Origin of the sequence: Cytobacillus gottheilii, from assembly GCF_018582665.1 — a bacterium.
GTDB classification, from domain to species: Bacteria; Bacillota; Bacilli; order Bacillales; family Cytobacillaceae; genus Cytobacillus; species Cytobacillus gottheilii.
In genome coordinates, this window is sequence record NZ_CP071709.1 from 1,629,782 (window position 1) to 1,647,693 (window position 17,912).

25 protein-coding genes and 1 pseudogene are annotated in these 17,912 nt (G+C 45.1%); 23 read left to right on the forward strand and 3 right to left on the reverse strand.

Features of this window, described 5'->3' with window-relative positions:
• Positions 1–36 precede the first annotated feature (36 nt).
• From J1899_RS08095 to J1899_RS08165, 15 genes are all read left to right on the forward strand, one after another.
• Positions 37–1,716, forward strand: a complete 1,680-nt coding sequence (locus J1899_RS08095) for a hypothetical protein (RefSeq protein ID WP_214478354.1) — start codon at positions 37–39, stop codon at positions 1,714–1,716.
• Positions 1,709–2,374: a LysM peptidoglycan-binding domain-containing protein gene (locus tag J1899_RS08100; RefSeq protein WP_214478355.1), complete on the forward strand. Its 666-nt coding sequence runs from the start codon at positions 1,709–1,711 to the stop codon at positions 2,372–2,374. The genes J1899_RS08095 and J1899_RS08100 overlap by 8 nt, the downstream gene beginning before the upstream one ends.
• Positions 2,371–3,378: an XkdQ/YqbQ family protein gene (locus J1899_RS08105; RefSeq protein ID WP_214478356.1), complete on the forward strand. Its 1,008-nt coding sequence runs from the start codon at positions 2,371–2,373 to the stop codon at positions 3,376–3,378. Before J1899_RS08100 ends, J1899_RS08105 begins: the two co-directional genes overlap by 4 nt.
• Positions 3,371–3,646: a DUF2577 domain-containing protein gene (locus J1899_RS08110; RefSeq protein WP_214478357.1), complete on the forward strand. Its 276-nt coding sequence runs from the start codon at positions 3,371–3,373 to the stop codon at positions 3,644–3,646. The genes J1899_RS08105 and J1899_RS08110 overlap by 8 nt, the downstream gene beginning before the upstream one ends.
• A complete protein-coding gene (locus tag J1899_RS08115; protein WP_214478358.1) occupies positions 3,646–4,062 on the forward strand; it encodes a DUF2634 domain-containing protein in 417 nt (138 codons plus the stop codon). Before J1899_RS08110 ends, J1899_RS08115 begins: the two co-directional genes overlap by 1 nt.
• Complete coding sequence (locus tag J1899_RS08120; RefSeq protein ID WP_214478359.1) at positions 4,052–5,122, forward strand: baseplate J/gp47 family protein; 1,071 nt, start codon at positions 4,052–4,054, stop codon at positions 5,120–5,122. The genes J1899_RS08115 and J1899_RS08120 overlap by 11 nt, the downstream gene beginning before the upstream one ends.
• A complete protein-coding gene (locus J1899_RS08125) occupies positions 5,119–5,793 on the forward strand; it encodes a putative phage tail protein (protein ID WP_214478360.1) in 675 nt (224 codons plus the stop codon). Before J1899_RS08120 ends, J1899_RS08125 begins: the two co-directional genes overlap by 4 nt.
• Complete coding sequence (locus J1899_RS08130; RefSeq protein ID WP_214478361.1) at positions 5,793–7,484, forward strand: hypothetical protein; 1,692 nt, start codon at positions 5,793–5,795, stop codon at positions 7,482–7,484. The genes J1899_RS08125 and J1899_RS08130 overlap by 1 nt, the downstream gene beginning before the upstream one ends.
• A gap of 96 nt (positions 7,485–7,580) precedes the next feature.
• The gene (locus J1899_RS08135; protein WP_214478362.1) at positions 7,581–8,351 is read left to right on the forward strand and encodes a tail fiber protein; all 771 of its coding nucleotides are present in this window, start codon (positions 7,581–7,583) and stop codon (positions 8,349–8,351) included.
• 17 nt (positions 8,352–8,368) lie between these two features.
• Complete coding sequence (locus tag J1899_RS08140; protein ID WP_214478363.1) at positions 8,369–8,758, forward strand: hypothetical protein; 390 nt, start codon at positions 8,369–8,371, stop codon at positions 8,756–8,758.
• A complete protein-coding gene (locus J1899_RS08145; protein ID WP_214478364.1) occupies positions 8,758–8,982 on the forward strand; it encodes a CD1375 family protein in 225 nt (74 codons plus the stop codon). Before J1899_RS08140 ends, J1899_RS08145 begins: the two co-directional genes overlap by 1 nt.
• 41 nt (positions 8,983–9,023) lie before the next feature.
• Complete coding sequence (locus tag J1899_RS08150; RefSeq protein ID WP_214478365.1) at positions 9,024–9,257, forward strand: BhlA/UviB family holin-like peptide; 234 nt, start codon at positions 9,024–9,026, stop codon at positions 9,255–9,257.
• Entirely contained in the window at positions 9,257–10,048 is a 792-nt protein-coding gene (locus tag J1899_RS08155; RefSeq protein ID WP_214478366.1) for an N-acetylmuramoyl-L-alanine amidase family protein, read from the forward strand. The genes J1899_RS08150 and J1899_RS08155 overlap by 1 nt, the downstream gene beginning before the upstream one ends.
• Before the next feature lies 1 nt (position 10,049).
• Positions 10,050–10,250 (forward strand): holin, encoded by a 201-nt coding sequence (locus tag J1899_RS08160; protein WP_214478367.1) that lies wholly within the window; start codon positions 10,050–10,052, stop codon positions 10,248–10,250.
• 101 nt (positions 10,251–10,351) lie between these two features.
• Entirely contained in the window at positions 10,352–10,777 is a 426-nt protein-coding gene (locus J1899_RS08165) for a hypothetical protein (protein ID WP_214478368.1), read from the forward strand.
• Positions 10,778–10,816: 39 nt separating this feature from the next.
• On the opposite strand, the gene J1899_RS22835 is transcribed toward J1899_RS08165, so the two are convergent.
• On the reverse strand, positions 10,817–11,008 hold the full coding sequence (locus tag J1899_RS22835; RefSeq protein ID WP_214478369.1) for a helix-turn-helix transcriptional regulator: 192 nt from the start codon (positions 11,006–11,008) through the stop codon (positions 10,817–10,819).
• A gap of 159 nt (positions 11,009–11,167) precedes the next feature.
• Here J1899_RS22835 and J1899_RS08175 point away from each other — a divergent pair, with 159 nt between their 5' ends.
• The 8 genes and pseudogenes from J1899_RS08175 to J1899_RS08205 all read left to right on the forward strand — a co-directional run bounded on the left by J1899_RS08175 (position 11,168) and on the right by J1899_RS08205 (position 16,271).
• Positions 11,168–11,410: a hypothetical protein gene (locus J1899_RS08175; RefSeq protein WP_214478370.1), complete on the forward strand. Its 243-nt coding sequence runs from the start codon at positions 11,168–11,170 to the stop codon at positions 11,408–11,410.
• An 86-nt stretch (positions 11,411–11,496) separates the two neighbouring features.
• On the forward strand, positions 11,497–11,898 hold the full coding sequence (locus J1899_RS08180) for a hypothetical protein (protein WP_214478371.1): 402 nt from the start codon (positions 11,497–11,499) through the stop codon (positions 11,896–11,898).
• 18 nt (positions 11,899–11,916) lie between these two features.
• A pseudogene (locus J1899_RS22840) lies at positions 11,917–12,249 on the forward strand (M23 family metallopeptidase); the annotation flags it as partial.
• 6 nt (positions 12,250–12,255) lie between these two features.
• Entirely contained in the window at positions 12,256–12,597 is a 342-nt protein-coding gene (locus J1899_RS22605; protein WP_246586617.1) for a hypothetical protein, read from the forward strand.
• A 1-nt stretch (position 12,598) separates the two neighbouring features.
• Complete coding sequence (locus tag J1899_RS08190) at positions 12,599–12,865, forward strand: hypothetical protein (protein WP_214478373.1); 267 nt, start codon at positions 12,599–12,601, stop codon at positions 12,863–12,865.
• A complete protein-coding gene (locus J1899_RS08195; protein ID WP_214478374.1) occupies positions 12,846–15,212 on the forward strand; it encodes a type IV secretory system conjugative DNA transfer family protein in 2,367 nt (788 codons plus the stop codon). Before J1899_RS08190 ends, J1899_RS08195 begins: the two co-directional genes overlap by 20 nt.
• 19 nt (positions 15,213–15,231) lie before the next feature.
• Positions 15,232–15,579 (forward strand): YolD-like family protein, encoded by a 348-nt coding sequence (locus J1899_RS08200; RefSeq protein ID WP_214478375.1) that lies wholly within the window; start codon positions 15,232–15,234, stop codon positions 15,577–15,579.
• Between the two features lie 365 nt (positions 15,580–15,944).
• Entirely contained in the window at positions 15,945–16,271 is a 327-nt protein-coding gene (locus J1899_RS08205; RefSeq protein ID WP_066447408.1) for a hypothetical protein, read from the forward strand.
• Positions 16,272–16,573: 302 nt separating this feature from the next.
• On the opposite strand, the gene J1899_RS08210 is transcribed toward J1899_RS08205, so the two are convergent.
• Complete coding sequence (locus tag J1899_RS08210; RefSeq protein WP_066447404.1) at positions 16,574–17,086, reverse strand: DUF3231 family protein; 513 nt, start codon at positions 17,084–17,086, stop codon at positions 16,574–16,576.
• Positions 17,087–17,373: 287 nt separating this feature from the next.
• Positions 17,374–17,868, reverse strand: coding sequence for a hypothetical protein (locus J1899_RS08215; RefSeq protein WP_214478376.1), 495 nt, complete (start codon positions 17,866–17,868; stop codon positions 17,374–17,376).
• Positions 17,869–17,912 lie beyond the last annotated feature (44 nt).

Genomic DNA, 17,912 nt, shown 5'->3' on the forward strand with positions numbered 1-17,912 from the left:
GAATCTAAACTCGCGAAGAAGGGAGGAAACAAGTAGATGGCGTTTAATTTACAAGCTATTCTGCGTCTTAACGGCTCGCAATTTTCGAATGCCCTGCGCAGTATCACGCGTCAAACGCAACAAGCGAACAATGCGACGGGTAACTTCGTCGACGCACAAGGTCGTTTACGTAACTCGCTTGGTCAGTTTACGCGTTCATCCAATCTGGCATCACGTTCAATGTCAACGCTAAGCCGTTCAATTACATCGCCAATGCGGTCGATAGGATCACTAACGTCAAGCTTAGGCGGATTGGCGGCGGCATACGCGGCTGTTAATGGTGCGCAAAAAATATTCGAGCAGACCGTCGGTGAGGCGGCGAAATACGAGCAATCCACTATTACCATTGCGGCTATGTTAAACGATAAGGAACTCGGCAAGCAATACATGGACTTAGTCGATAGTTATGCGATTGACTCGCCGATCATGGACTCGCAATCAATGTTAGGAAACTCGAAGTCGTTTCTGACTGCATCAAAAGATATGGGACAGCTCGAAAAAATGTGGTCGTTAGCGGAACGTATGGCTGCAATCGATCCGTATCAAGGGGTCGAAGGTGCCGTGTTTGCTTTGCGTGAGTTGTTCTCAGGGGACGCCATTTCAATCGTTCGACGTTTCGAGATGCCGAAAAAGGTCATGAACGAAATCAAAAAGATGGAACTCGATGACCAACTTCGCGAACTCGACAAGTATTTCAATAGCATTGGCATGACGCAACACTTAATCGACGAAATGGGTGGAACGACGCTCGGTGTCTGGGCCCAGATTAAGGAGTCCGCGAATGTTATCTTGCGTACGATGGGTACTCCGGCGCTTAACGTTATGAAGAATTTCCTTAATGGATTGAAATCGAACATGGCGACAGTTGACGAAGTTATGGACGCTAAGAACTTTTTCACACCGGAAGAGTTTCGTGAGAAGTTAAATCGAGCCATGATGTTTGAATCATTCCAGGAAACCGGCGCGAAGATTCTCGAAAATATCATGGTCGGGTTGACATCAGCAATGGTCGGACTAGGCAAGTGGTTCGAATCAATTAAGAGTAACCCGGAATTCCAAGCGCAGACTACTTTATTTGGTCAAGTTAAATTCGTCATCGAAGATATATATCAACGATTCTTAACATGGCTTGATGAAGGAGGTCGTGACAAGATTATTAAAACGACTGCCGATCTAATGCAAATTGTAATTGCGGGTGTGGAAGCTTCAATCGAAAATATCTTACCTATTGCGATCAAAGTAGGTACCGCAATCGGAGGTGGAATCCTTTCGGGAGTTAAACAGTCATTGTCCGAATCGTGGTTCGCGAAATTAATGGCCGATCCTGTCGGATTTATTATTAACGAGCCAATCAACGCAATTACCGGTAAAAACGACAGTAATATCCTCGGTTACAAGGACCACTTAAATAACCGTAAGAACGGATATACTCCTAAGAAAAACGGCGGTCTAAACTACGTTCCTTACGACGGAGCAAATTACTCGCTACACAAAGGCGAAATGATCCTACCTCGCGGAGAAGCTGCGGAGTACAGACGTAAGCGTGGCGGTGCAGGCGGCGGAATAAATATTTCGGGCAATACGTTCCACGTTCGCGAAGAAGGCGACATCCAAAAGATCGCTATGCAACTCGCATTATTAATCGAATCGGAAGGGGCGCAGATGGGTCATGGCTAATCCGTTACAATTTTGGCTTATGCGCGGAGTCGATCGCGTTCGATTTCCGGTCAATCCCGAATCACTGAGCATCCGAAGTCCTTTCGGCTATGAGGACGTTACTGTCAGCCGTGCGGGTGAAGTGACAGTTATAGGAGATCGTCTTCCGAAAGAGTTTACGTTTTCCTCTTTCTTTCCTCGCGAGTATAACCCGACTTATTGCGAGTATTCTAATATTCCTAAGCCGTGGGACGCGATTGAAACGCTGGAACGACTGCGAGACAATCGCAAGCCTATCCGTTTTACCGTGACGGGCACTCCGATTAGTTATCGTGTTCTTATTCGTGACTTAGATATTGAGCCGGAAAGAGCCGGTAGTCCAGGCGATATTTACTTTACCATTTCGCTAAAGGTTTATACCGACGTGACAATCCGAAAAGTTGGCGAAACTAAAAACAGCACAACAACTACGAAGGCTAAACGTCCATCATCTAAATCTCCTGCGCCAAAAACATACACCGTTAAAAGTGGCGACAGTTTGTGGAAGATCGCAGCGAAACCGTCGATTTATAATAACGGTGCGAGGTGGGCGACGATATATAATCATCCGAAAAATAAAGCGTTAATTGGCAAGAATCCCGACTTGATTCGTCCGGGACAAAAGTTGGTGATTCCGTGAGCGAAGCACGTATTAGCGTAATATACGACAGCCAAGACATCACGCAATTAGTCGAATCTGTTACATGGAGCGGAAGTAGCGAGAAGCCAAACCGCCAACTGGACGTCACTTTAATTAACACGCTAGATGGACGTAAGCAAGCCGTTACATTTGCGCCAGGCAAAGCGATTGAGTTTAGCAATAACGGGACACGATTATTTCGCGGAGTATTATTCGCATCAAATATCGACGATCGCGGTCGCTTGAACATTACGGCTTATGACGAAAATGTTTACCTTGTAAAATCTAAGGAAACACGCAAGTTTACCAACGTCAAAGCTTCCGATATTGCTAGACGACTATGTTCCGACTTCGGTATACCAATAGGCAAAATTAGCGATACGGGTTACGTGATTCCCCGACTTAACTGCCGAACGAAAACTTTATACGACATTTTACTAATGGCGCTAACCCTAACTAAGAAGCAGACGGGCAAGCGCTTTTTCTTATCGAGTAAGGACGGCAAGTTAAACCTAATGACTGCATCAGAGCAAAATACGCGTTGGCTGATTGAAAATGGATCGAACCTTGTTAGCGCAAGTTACTCGCAATCTATCGAGGACACAATCACGCAGATAAAAGTTATCGGCGGCAAGGAGGACTCCATCGTTGTAACGCAGAAAAACGCAGGCTTACAACGTCTTTATGGCGTCATGCAAGAAGTCGAAACCATGGACGAAAAGGCTACGCGGTCACAAGTAGAGCAGCGGGCGCAAACACTACTGAAAGAGCGTGGAGTCATCGACGACCAGGCAACGGTTGACGCGCTAGGCATCGACGAAGTTATATCGGGGTCAGCGGTTTATGTGCGCGAATCTATGACGGAAATCATCGGCGGTTACTATGTTTCTAGCGATACGCATACGTTTAGCGCAAATGGCACACACACCATGGCGTTAGTTTTATCGGCAACCTATGATTTACCGCCAATTGAAATCGAGAAGGAGGCTACAAGTAATGAGTAAGTTAGAGGGTAACGGAGCTGCACGAATTATTCAGTTAATGAGCAGGCACGGACACAATACGGACGTGAACGTAGAACTCGGCACAGTCATTAGCGCGCCTCCTTCGATTGTGATTCGATTGGACGGCGATAATTTCGAATTAGATAAGGACGATATAATGGTCGGGTTTGGCGTATCAACTTCGCTGATCGAGGGCGATCGTGTCATCGTACTAAGCGCCAAAAACAGCCAGCAATACTTCGTTTTAGATAAGGCGGTGATTTACTGATGGCTTTATCGCCTTTATTGCCAGAGGAAGAAAGAGTTGTCGAAATTGATAACGTGCCAGCTCCGTCGAAAACCTACGCACTCGGCGAAGGCACAATCGACGGCTTTATTGATGGCGAAACAGCATTACGCCAATTTATCTCTAAAGCTATTCGTACAGCACGCTATCGCTTTCTGATTTATGACGACGAGTACGGCTGCGAAATTGAAGACTTAATTGGTAGCGATGTGACTGCCGAGTTATTGCAGTCGGAAATACCGCAAATCATCACTGACGCGTTGATTTATGACGACCGAATCGAGAGTGTTAGCGGTTTTAACATCGAGCGAACGGGCGATCAATTGTACGTCAGTTTTACCGTCACGTCGATTGACGGCACATTAATTACGGAAGGAGTGACGCTAAATGGCGATTAGTGAGCGATTTACTAACGAAACACAAGACACTATACATGAACGGTTGCTAGCCTCGGTTGACGATGAAATTGACAAGCGGCAAGGGGCAATTGTGTGGGACATGACAAGACCGTCAGCATTAGAGTTAGCACAAGCATACGTAGCTCTTGATCGCGTGCTGACGTTCGGATTCGCAAGTCCTGACATGCCTTCGCGTGAACTTGATTTACGTGCGAACGAGATGGGCCTTACTCGTAAGCCTGCGACAGCGGCGGTTGGCACAGTAACCTTCACGGGAACTAACGGAATCACGGTCGAAGCGGGAACGCGTTTAAGCACCGACGAATCCGATCCGATTTACTTTGTTACTACGCAAGTAGGCGTGATTTCAAACGGTACACTCACTGTTGAAACGGTGGCGGAACTGGCCGGAGTAAATGGAAACGTGGCGCAAGGTCAAATCGCAATTGTACTCGACAATGTATCCGGCGTATCGTCCGTCACTAACTCGCAAGCCTTTGACGGTGGAACAGACGCCGAATCGGATGAATCGTTATTAACGCGATACTTCGGTCGTGTACGCAGACCAGCAACGTCAGGAAACGCGAATCACTACGAACAGTGGGCGAAGGAAGTTGCGGGCGTTGGCGATGCGAAAGTGTACCCATTAGCAAACGGACCCGGAACGGTAAAAGTTGTTCTATTAGACGTAGATAAAACAGCACCACCGGAATCTGTTGTAAATACTGCGATTGCACACATCGAAAGTGTTAGACCAATCGGCGCAACAGTCGAGGTGGTTGGCGCAACAGAAACGCCAATAAACGTATCGGCAACATTGACGCTGGCGGATGGCGCTGAACTGGCGGATGCTCAGGCGGAGTTCGAATCGTTGCTGCGAGACTACTTGAAGGAACTTGCCTTCGTTGACCCAATCGTAAGATATTCGCAGATTGCGAGTTTACTTTTAGACGTAACGGCCGTTCTCGATTACGCAAATTTAGTAATTAATGGTGTTACGGGCAATTTAACGATCCAAGACGGGGCGGTTGCCGTTATAGGGGCGGTGGAGTTTGCGTGAAGTTTTTAGGGACTAATATAACACGGAACATTGAGCGAGACCTGTTCGATTATGTGCCGAAAGAATACGAGGATTACCGTGAATCACGTGCTATCTTGCGAGCTGAATCCGTAGAGTTTGAGCGCTTAAATTTGAAGATTTCAGACGTGTTAGACCAATTTTTCGTGGATACAGCGACGTGGGGACTGGCGGAATGGGAGCGGATTTGCGGACTGCCTGTTGCGCTGGATTACACGATCTACGATGCTTTTCGGCAGAACAACGTATCGTTCAGCACTGTTGAAGGCGTAGCGTGGGACGAATTGGAGACTTTATTTATCCCTAGCGCAAGTGATAGACGGTCTGCGATTAAGTCGAAGCTACGTGGGGCAGGTACGATAACGCGAGAAAAAGTTGCCGATGTATGCAGCGCATATTCCGGCGGTTCCGTTATTGTGCGTGAATATCCGAGTGAATATCGCGTAGTTATTGAGTTTACGGATATAACGGGAGTTCCTTCGAATATGGATACGCTCCAAGAAGTGCTACGCGACCTTATGCCTGCGCATATACTCGTCGAATATCAGTATCGTTATCTTCGCTGGAATGAGTTTGATAGCGAGTTGTACACTTGGGATTCATTAGGCGCGCGGAACTTTACGTGGAATGAATTAGAGGAGGCGGTCAATTAATGGCTACAAATAGAACGGACCATTTAGGACTTAACGATTGGGTTGGAACAGACGCGTTTAGGCGCGAAGAGTTGAACGAAAACTTTCGTAAGATTGACGCAGTGACAAAGGGGCAAGACGATAAAATTGATACGGTGTCGCAAGAAGTTGGGGAAGTTACCGCGCAATTGACACAAACTGAGCAGCAACTCCCTGACACAATTAACCTCAAACAATTTGGTGCTAAAGCAGATTCGGGATTTGATAATTCGCAAGCCTTAATAGATGCAATGGATTCTTTACAATCTGGGCAAACGTTAATTATACCTATGGGCATGTTTGAGTATGCAACTGATTGGGTTATTAATAAAAGTAACATTTCTATTATTTTTTATGGTTCATTAAAATACACAGGAACTGGATCGGCTGTAACACAATCAGGTGTAGACCAAGTAATTCATAATCCGAAAATCACAAGGGACTTCCCTTATAATGTTGGCGGAAATGCTGCTGATGTTTTAATAGGAACAGGATGGCGTTTTTACGGGGTGAAGAAGTCTAAAATATTTAATCCTTTTATCCGAGGGTTCAAAGATGGTTTTCTTCATGATACCTCAAACGGGAAATCCAATGCTTATATTGATATTTTTACACCCAAAGTCGCAGAATGTTTAATTTCATACAATAGACCGGTATATCCAGGAGTTGGATGGGCGAATGAAGTCAGTATTTTTGGTGGAGGATTTGAAATTGGAGGGTTCTCTAACTATTCCGGTTCAAAATATTTCAATATTGAAGCAGGTGACAACCACAAGTTCTATTCAATGCAATTAGAATCACAATATGTGGATAGACGTATACTGTGTGGAGGGAGCAATAACAAGTGGGTCGGTTGTCGTTTTGAGGGAACTAACGGTGTTTGTGATATAGAAATAACAGGAAACCGTAATAGATTTATAGCTAGCGATAGTATAGATTGGCAACTTAAAGTTATTGATAAAGGTCAATATAACGATTTTGATTATCCTGCACAAAACTGGAAATCGATAGCAGACAGAGTTATTTATGTTGATGCTGTGAATGGTAGTGACTCTAATCAAGGTTTAACACAAGCAACTGCTGTTAAAACATGTCAACGAGCAGTAGATTTATTACCTCGGATGATTGACCATAACTTTACAATTACTGTATTAGCAGGAACGACAACAGATGGTTTTATTATTTCTGATATTAGAGGAAAAGGAAAACTTTCGATTATCGGGGATACAGCTACTCCTACAAATTGCAAGGTAAAGTATGTATCTGTTAGAAATGTACATTTGTTGAGTGAAGTTATAGTTCATGGGCTAGAATGCACTTCATTTCATGCAGACTACACAAGATATGCAGGGGTTTATGTGGAAGATGCGAATGCGGATATTCGTTATATATCTTGTGTTAATGTAGCTTCTAGAGGTATTTTAGCTGGCTACAACGGCAAAGTTTATGTAAGAAATAGTACGATAAGCAATAAAACAGAAATGGCTATTGGTACTACAGGAGTTGGTGGTGTCGTAACATCTTGGAATAATTATGGGACAGCTAATGTAGTTTCCATGAAAGCGGCAAGCGGTACTATTCACATGAGTAACGAGGTCACTCCAGAAGGAACTACTAAGTATGTTGCCGATAGTGGCGGTCTTATTGTATCCAAGAACACGATTTTAGTTTAGCCCGCAATCGGAGGAAATTGCGCGGTAACAATTAACGGAAGTGCCATCGTCGGCCTTCCGTTTTTCTATGCGAAAAATTAGAAAAGGAGCGATCATATGCCGGAATTAACGCCACGAGTTGGTATTAAAAAGCCGTTAGGTAACGAAAATGTCACTCGTCAATCTTTTAACGAAAACTGGGACATTATCGACGCAAAAGTTGCAACGCTCGGCCCAAACGGAAAGGTGCCAGCGAATCAATTGGATGTTGACACCTCCGAAATTGAAAACGAGTTGACAGCGCATAAAGAGGAAAAAGCATCTATTACAGCGGCTGGTCACGTACAACTGTCAAATAGCGTTATAAGTACGAGCGAGATACTCGCAGCAACGCCTAGGGCGGTCAAAACCGCAATGGATCGAGCAAATCAGGCTTTTCAGTCAGCCAGTGAAGGAAAGGCGGCGATTGCTTCGGCGATAACTGCGATGGAGGTATCAGCTAGCCCAAGTGATACCTTTGCGACACTGGCGAGTAAGATAGGGCAAATTGAAACGGGCAAGAAATGGGCGGTAGGTTCACTTTCTTCGCAAGGTACTTTTGAATTAACGGTTGCCGGCTTGGATTTTACGCCTTCTGTGGTAATTGCCTACACTTCGGTAAACAACATGTTTTTTGATTATTATATAGCATTCAATCCGACCACTGCGCCATACCCGTATCGGTATAACAATAACGGAGTCATTAGCGTTTTAAGTCTCTTGAAAGTTAATGACGGCTCCAACAGTCCTACAGTCGCTGTCTCAAACGGCGCTACATTCAGTGGAAATGGATTTAGATTCAATGTTGAGTACGCAAATTCAGCATACGATTGGATCGCGTATGAGTAAAAGGAGGTTCTAAAAAGATGCAGATTGGTAGAAAAGTTTATTACGACAAATCAACCGGAAACTTGATCATTGACACAGGAGATCGTAGCGGCGCTGTTAGCGCAACAACATTCGAACAGGACGTAGAAACCTATACTTCGCTATCAGAGCGCAATCTTGAAACGGTCGATGTTATTCAATTGCCATTCGGAGCATACGCGCAAGATTTTCGCGAAGGTAGATTAATAGGCGTTAATCTAGAAACAAAGGAACCTATCTTCGAGTATCATAATCCGGAATCGCCGGATAATCCAATTGTCCCTGCGAAGCCACTAAGCGTACAGATCGAAGATTTACGGTTAGAAAGCGCACAGTCAAACGCAGAGCTGTTCGAAATGATGATAATGATTTCGGGAGGCGGCGCTTAATGTTTACAACGGAAAGTAAAATTGTAAAAGATTACGTTCTTTTAATTCAGAATGGATTACGCACAATTGATGATGTACCTGATTTTCAAAACCTACGCGAGGTCGTTATGATTGCACTCGCTAAATCTTACGCGGAGTCAATATTGGCGGGAAGGTTGACGATAGACAAAGTACCTGACGTCGGAAACCTGCGCGAAATAGTAAGGTCAATTCTAGTCGGCTAAGAGCGGGCTTTTTTATTTTACATCGAAAGGAGGGCGCTTTAATGGAAGCAGAGACACTTAAATATTTTTTAACTCAGGGTCCATTCGCGATTCTTTTCGTATGGCTCCTTGTTTATGTAATGCGGGCGAATAAGGAACGGGAAAGCCGTATGGAAGAAACGAACAAAGAGCGCGAGGGACGTCTGCACGAATTGCTCGATAAGTTTAGCGAAAAGTACGACGTCGTTATCGACGAGTTACGCGACATTAAAAATAAAATGGGAGGCGGTCAATAATGGTTAAAGTTTATATCGATCCGGGGCACGGCGGACTTGATCCTGGCGCGATCGGCAACGGTCTACTCGAAAAAGTTTTAACGCTGTCAATCTCCAAGCGAATTAGCGAAATTCTAATCGCAGACTACGACGGGGTGACCGTGAAACTTAGCCGGACGGGCGACCAAACGCTGTCATTGTCGCAGAGAACGAATGATGCTAACGCTTGGGGAGCCGACTTATTTCTGTCCGTTCATATTAACGCGGGCGGCGGAACCGGCTATGAGGATTTCGTTTACACTACGGCGGGCACTAAAGAGGCGTCGATCCAGAACGCGATTCACAGCGAAGTCATGTCGCGTATTCCTGGCGTTACAGATCGAGGAAAGAAGAAAGCGAATTATCACGTATTGCGCGAGTCTAAGATGCCGGCGGTTCTGACGGAATGCTTGTTTATCGACAAGGCGGCAGATGCTGCAAGGTTAAAGGAAGCGTCGTTTATCGAAGCATTGGCGCAAGGTCACGCGGCGGGAATCGCAAAGGCATTCAATTTAGCGAAGAAATCAACGGCAGAAACAACGAAACCAAAGGAGGCGGCGAATTTGTATAAACCGACAGCAAGCGCAATGGCGAATGCAACATCGGTCGTATTAAAACGCTGGTCAGACAAGGACGTACACGGCGACAAGGCGATCGATCCATCGTGGCGTACGAAGCTTTTAAACGGAGAGCTAACGGACAGCGACGCAATTGGACTGTTCTATGTAGCGGTCGAGCGTGGTCTATTTAACGGCGGAAAGGAGGCGAAGTAATATGGCGAAGTGGAAGAATTACGGACTATGGGTCGCGGTGGCTGCATTGTTCGGCATGGTTCTACAGGACGCGGGGCTTGCGATTACGCCCGAAAAGTTTAACGGATATGTTGACGCAATTCTGACCGTGCTGGTGCTCGCCGGTATCGTCAGCAATCCGTCGGTCGGCAAAGGATTCGGCGATAAGGATAGCGGGAAGTAACGAAATAATTGCGCAGACAGACGAATCTTTTTGTTTGTCGGCGCGTATACATAATATTGTGAAACATGCTATAATTAGGAAAAAGGGCGGTGGTAAAACGAATGTTAGCGAAATTTAAAGAGATGCCGGTAAATAGCCGAGTCTTTACGGTACTAGCGATTATCGCGTGTTTATTTGGCGTATACCTTGCGGTCAATAACTGGATAAGCGGAGAGCCGACTACTCCAATCTCAGCGGCCGGCATGACGATCGAAGAACGCGCAGAAATAGACGAGGCGGTTTTGCTGGACGCACTCACGGAGTACAACGCGACTACTGTCCGCATGAATTACGATGACCAGGCAATCGCCGTAACAATCGACGCACTCAAGTCCGACCAATACATATCGCACGATGCCGACGAAATTGCCGACGCTGTGGAGTCTGCGTTAGTTGAACGACGCGGCGAAATGACGCTCGAATTAGACTCGTACTTTATTTACGTTTATGATAAAAACGATAGCTTAATCGAATTTTACACGCCCTGACTAACGGCTTATCGCCCGCGGTTGGGGCGTTTTTTTTCGTTAATCCTCCGTCCATATCCCTTCGACAGGCACGCCAACCACTTTCGCAATCCTTATCGCAGTCTGCAGCGTAGGCACCGATTTCTCCGTTATAATTTCGCTCATGGTTTTATCGCTCACGCCGATTTGCTGGGCGAGCCACTTTTGCGTCCAACCCTGTTCCTTCCGTATATCCTTCAATTTACATCGCATATGTTCGACCTCGTAAAATTTATTTTAAGCGGACGTGCATTTAATACGCAGACGCCCATATAGTGTATTAACAGGTTAGCAACTACTTCGCTACTAGCACGCAAATCTCCTTTATTTCTTACGTAGTTCCTAACCGGTTATCAATCGGAGGTGGTCGCTATGTCAAAACAAATCGTAAACAAGTCCGTCAGCTTCAACGTCCTGGACCCGGATCAACTCGAAATGAAAAAGTACGCGGACAAATACCCGAATTTCAGCGGGTATATTAAACGGCTTATCCAACGCGACATGGAAAATGGCACGAAAAAAGCGCCGGCCACAGCGGTTACTAACCGATCGGGCGCGACGCAGCAAGGTTTTAAGAGTCAAAACGGAGCTATTAAATTCGTGGTCGAAAATTAGGTTAGACGCTGGCCCAGGTAGCCGACGCGCGTTTACGTCAGCTTATGCGGTCGGTTGCGAAAATATGCACGTCCGGAGGCGATTTTATGCGAAAAAATAAAAAAGTACAAACGATGTCTGTCCGTGAGTTTTTGCGAAACGAGCCGGCACGTCCTGCGCCAAGCCATTTCGAAAAGTATGGCGTTGTCTACAAGGTTGTCGGCGCGACTGTCGTTATCTTAATCGCTGGCGGTGGCTTTGACTATGCGCTAGCTGCAAGCGCAATTGACGCAGGCGCTCAGAGTCTTTATTACGAAATAATCGGAATCGGCAAATGGGTCATCGTTTTTAAAGGCGGCTTCGATGCGATTAAAAGCGTCGGCAACGGCGACTTTGACAGCGCTAAGAAAACGTTCTTCTCGCACGTTCTCGTTTACCTCATGTTGCTCGGATTGCCTTACGCAATGGATAAAGTCGACGACGTATTCCACGGCATCGCTACGTCATAGGAGGCGATTAACATGACGATGAAATTTCGACTATCTAGCGAGTTTGGCGAACTGTCGCCCGTGCGTAATTGGCAGCCCCACAGCGGAATCGACCTCGCTATGCCCGAAGGTACGCCGTTGAGGTCCCTCGGTGCTGGCGTTGTGGATCGCGTATTTACTAGCGGTGATTCAATCGGCAAGGGGCTGTCGGTCAAACTCGATGACGGTTCGCGGACTATTTACGGCCATATGAGCGAAGTGAAAGCGCAAGTCGGCGACAAGGTAAACGCGGGCCAACTCATTGGACTTAGCGGCAATACCGGCAATTCCACGGCGCCTCACTTGCATTTTGGATTAAAGGACGCGGAAGGTAATGTATTGGACCCGACGCCATTTGCCGAACCGTTAGCGAATATAAGTGGCGACCACGTAGCGCCTGGCTTAATACCAACGCTAATGAGTAATCACGATTCGCAAGGCTTGCTATCGCGATTCTTTTGGAGCACGGGCATTCGCGAAAAGACGGGCGAAATATTAACGGAGGTAGCGCTTGGCGCCCTTGATGTAGTCGCCGACTTATTGGCGGGATTTACCCTCGTAGGCTCAGCGATTATGATTCTATTGAAAATCGGCGGCTGGCGCGATGGCGGACGATGGGCTGGCGTGTTAGTTGTCGCAAATATACTTCTAAGAGCGTTATTAAACAACGGAGGTGCTTGAAATGAAAGATTGGTTGTATTACTCAATTAAACTAATAAATGAAGATGGGAGCTCAGTATATTCCGCGCCGTATCCGATGCCTTTTGATTTTGCGATTGAATTAGGAGAGACCACAGTCGGGGAGAGTAAAGTGTTTGCGCGCTTTGAGATTTACGAGATTACCGAAGAAGAGAGCAGTAATAACATATGGCTACAAGAAAGTGTAGAGAGTATCTTACGAAAAGCCAGCAGAAAGGCGTTGTATATCGATGAAAAGCGCAAAATTTAGCGATATCTTAACGGTCGTCAAGCCGGAATATGTCTACCTTAAACTACGCCCGAACAAATCGATCAAGAATAATAACACGCATAAAATTGCGAAAGCTATTGCGTCTATTCATCGCAATATCGCGCAGAATGTCCGCAAAGAGGAAGCGAAAGCCGTGCGTCTATTAGGTCGTGATTTCCTCGTAGGCACACGGTTCTCATACGAAGCCAGCGCAAAAGTTTCCTATTATATATACATCGAAAAGGGGCGCGTTGAATTTTACTTTATCGTGCCGAAGCGCTACATGTCCGTGTTGAAGGAGCGGGCGACTGACGCATGGCCTAACATTACCATCGAGCAAGTTGACGAATTGCCTTCGTTCAGTCCTGACGCAAAGTATGCCTCACTTTCCTATGCGAAAGAGGATGCGTTGAGCCTGGCGACGGACCGACGCAATAACGATTTACTGCAATCGAATCTAAACGTAGTTGACGTGCTAGAGGAAGGCGATCGAGTCGGCATATTTTATAACTTCGTACCTACCTCGCAATTTACCTGGCGCAGCACTTACGAGAACACTTTGCGAAAGGTTAAACGCGGCTTGCCGACCGACCGTAATAAGTTTGGCGCAGGCTACGTATTAAAGACGACAATTGGTGTGTTATCGACGCTTATAGACGACGTTACTAGCGTGTTAAGTGGCGGTGAGGGTAAAAGGAAGGGCGGCGATTACAACGTGCTAGAGGGCATGTTAGAGCGCTTAAACGGTGGCAATCAAATCGGCGAGTCCACGCGAAAGAAAGCGACGGCGACCGTGCTCGAAACGCAGATTATGTTAATGAGCGATAGCGACGACAAACTGCGCCGTGCCAATAACTTGCGGTCACTAACGCAAAGTTTTGACGCGATTGCCGACGATAACAAACTCGTTGCTAAACCGCACAGCAAGTCGTTTAATTTTACGGACTATCGCATTGCCGGCGCAGACGTCAGCAAGATCGGCGACCAAGAGGCGCAGAACTTTATTGCGTTGCCTGGTCGTGAATTGCTCGAAGGTCACGACTTTATTGAAAAGGTTGAAACGCAAGAAACGCAAGTGCCCGATGATTTACGGCGCGGCGTCATGCGGATTGGTACGTCAACCTATCGAGGACATGAGCAAGACGCGTACCTGTCGACTGATCGTGAATATAAGCAACTGACGCTAGTGCTTATCGGACCAACTCGCGCGGGCAAGTCGACTCTAATCGGCAACCTTGCGAACGATGCTTTAAACAACGGCGAATGCGTCGTAATGATCGACTTCATCAAAAACTGCGAATTGAGCGAGGAAGTGGCGGCGCTATTCCCCGACGACAAAGTTATGCGAATAGAATGCGACGACTTTGCGACAATACAAGGCCTCGGCTATAACGAAATTCCGTACAGCGACGATACTTTTACGCGATACGTGAACGCCAAGAAACAGACGACGCAATTAATAACGCTAGTCAATTCGATTAATACAGATGACACGCCGTTGAGCGCTCGGATGAACCGTTATTTAACTAGCGCGGCCTTGACCGTGTTTATTAGCGGCGGGAGCATTCGCGACGTGTTCGGCGTGCTACAGCGCCATGAATTGCGCTATAAATACTTGGCGCAAGTACCCTCGGATCAGCACGAAAACATGGCGGAGTACATCGAATATATGCGCGAGCTGGACGATTGTAATAAGGAAGGCGCAGTCGTCGGCACGAAATTACACCTAGTAGAAGGAATTATATCGCGGCTGAATCGCTTGAAGGATAACGCATATCTCGAAATGATGCTGAAAAAGGACACGGCCGACAACGTTAATCTGGTCGACGAGCTGCAGCGTAATCAGCTCATTTGCATTAAGATGCCGGAAACCATGTTCAGCACGGACGACGAGCGCGACGTCTACGCGACCTACTGGATGACGAAGCTTTATCTCGCGTTACAAGTGCGGAGCGAGCGCGTGACTGACCGTGATCAGCAGCGAAAAGTGAATCTCGTAATCGACGAATTATATCAAGTAGCGAACACGGAACAACTGCTGAAACAGCGCCTGTCGCGCCTGGCTAAATTCGGACTAAAGCCGATAATCAGCTGTCACTACTTGAATCAGATCAAACATATTCGCGACGAACTGCGCTCGGCTAACGCGAGCTATATGCTGATTAGCGGTTGCGATAAGAAGAATTACGAGGAACTAAAAAGCGAGCTGTATCCGTTTACCGAAGAGGATTTATTGCGGCTGCCTCGTTACCATTCGCTGAACCTCATTAAGAGTAAAGACGGCTACGGCCGGTTCATAACGCGACTGCCTGCGCCTGTTGACAGTCGAACGAATGTTCTCGTATAATTATCGCGAGGTGAGCGAAATGGACATTCGGTATAATCGCGATAGAGGACTAATAAAGTGGCAAGGGTTTTTCATGACGGAACATGTCGGCGCGCTAAAACAGTTAGACGCAGAAATGCGCAAGGTCGACCGGCCGTTGATCGACGAGTTTCAACGCAACGAATTTGACGAGCGGATAGCATACGCGATGGAATATAACCTAGCGGTCAAATTGGCGGTATGGGACGGCGGACATATTATAGAAGAAAGTGGGCGCGTGCATTACGTTGACCAGGTGCGCCAACAGTTGCGATTGAAGTCGGAGGCTGGCGACGGCGTAGCCCGCGTTGACATGGCGAATGTGGTTGGCGTGGAGGTTGCGGAATAAAGTCTTGCAAGGTAACGCTCCTATCGCGTATAATTTGACTTAACGAATGACTTGTACGTGTCCAAAACCGTAATATACCAACGCCTGACTTACCGATGACTTACCGTCTGACTTAACGAATACCTTGACAGGGTAGAGGTCGCTGGTTCGAACCCAGTCGGAATCATAATCTAAACATTGGTATAACGCTATTCCTACTCAAATGGGGATAGCGTTATTTTTTTAAAATAAAAGTATGCGCAACGTTCGGGCAACCAATTGAGCAACAATAAGTTGGCTGCACTTGACTATAGGAAAATATAATTTTAACCTTTATACAAGTCCAATAAATAGAAGATTCTAACAATAGTTGAGAGAGGTAAAAGATGAGAATCATTTGTATTATTTTGTTAACATTTGTGATCCTAGTAGGTTGTTCAAGTGAAAATGAATATGAAGTGTATGGTACGTTTGAAAGCTTGGAAAACAATGAACTGCATCTTAATGTTACTGAATGGACAATAAATGAGGGCTATGTAGCAAAGCAAGCAGATGTGGGTTATGTAAAAGTTTTTAATATAGATGAAAATACTAAAATCACCTTCGAGAATGGAGAAGAGGCTGATATTGAAGATATTGAATCTAATCAGATTCTGGGTATATCTGATTATGAAGGTGATACTGTTAAAGAGATTACTATCTTAAATAAATAACTTGAAAGGCTAGTGGTCTCTGCTCCACACTCAATCAGGGGTCATCATATGAAAGCCTAGAGCCATAATGGTTCTAGGCTTTTTTGACTGAATTTAAGAACAGTTATGAAACAATCTTTACATGAACACTAAAAGGCATTTCACTCATTTGAACTTCTTCCCAAGAATTCACATAGGTTCTTTTCGTTCCGTTTTAAGTAAGCACCTTCCCTTAATTGCTTGCTAGCAGCAGTATAAGTAACATTTGTTTTCTTGCCATTTAAGTAAAAATAAAAAAGCACCTCAAAAGAGGCGCCTTGTCATTATGATTCTGTTCCTTTTGGATAATGAAGTGGTGGAGGAATCAACCACCCTTTTTCTTTATTAAGTTTTAACATCTTTGCACCAAATTGTGCCTTATTCATATGGAACTGTCCATACATCATTGCAACGTCTTCTCTAACTGCTTGTCCAATAGCTTGGCTGCAGGCTACCAAACCTGCTGCTGTATCTGCCGAAATAGCTGCACTGATTTCTGGATCAGTGGATCTTGCGCCAACAGGAATGTCCTCTAAATTTGCATTCGGACGAGCCGGTGGTGCAGGAGGCAGTCCAACACCATTACTCTTTAATAATTCTTCTAACTGCTGGTTTTCAGCCTGCAGACTCTTAATTGCTTCTTCCATTAGTTTCTTTAGGTCGCCATCGCCAGCGTGATTAATCATGGTTTGGTAACCAGAAATCATACCGTTGTTTACAGAAAGATGGGTGAACATAGCAAATACTTCACCATAATGTAAAGGTTCATCTTTGGGGTTTCCACTTAAAATGCCCATCATAGCACTCCCTATCTTATTAAATTTCATAATTTTCTCCTTATGTAAGGATATAGATTACGATAGGTAGTTTGTGTATTAAATTTGTATAGTATGCATTGGTTTTAAAATATTATATACATGATCTGTCTCTGAAAGATCATATTTATTTTATAATACATAGAATGTGTTAGATGGGCTTGCGACAATAATCCGTTCAATGCATCCAGATATTACATTAAATTTATTTTTTTACTGAAAAATGCACAATAAATATAAGCTCTAATTTAGATCAGATGGTCGAACAACTATTCAACAACGCTAACACCAATCACCAAGATTCCTATGATAACCAATAAAATATGCGTTAAACCAACTGCTAAGGAAGTAAAAAGTAAGATAGAAGAATTCTTAATTCGTTTGGAACCATATTCTACAATCAGAAGGACCAGGACAGGGATCTCAAATAGCAGGTTGGCAGCAAATATTTTATCTGTACTTAGAAGGTAAACAACAATTATAACAGGAATATGGTATGAAGCTATTTTCAAAATGACAGAAGCTATTTTTGCCTTTATAAATCTGGAAGAATAATCGGTTGTGGTGATCAATAATGCTGCAAAAGGGATCATTAGGATGAAAGCAGCAAAACTGAAAATTAAAAAATGAGCGGAGAGGGCAGGTAAGGAATTCTGATCATGTAGGTTAATAACAAAAAGATATCCCATCATAGTCCAAACGCTAAAAATGTATGCTTGTATAATATTATTAAATAACCTAGTAAGATAACTCTTATGAAACAATTATTATACCTCCAAAATCTCTCTAATTAACTTAGATATATATA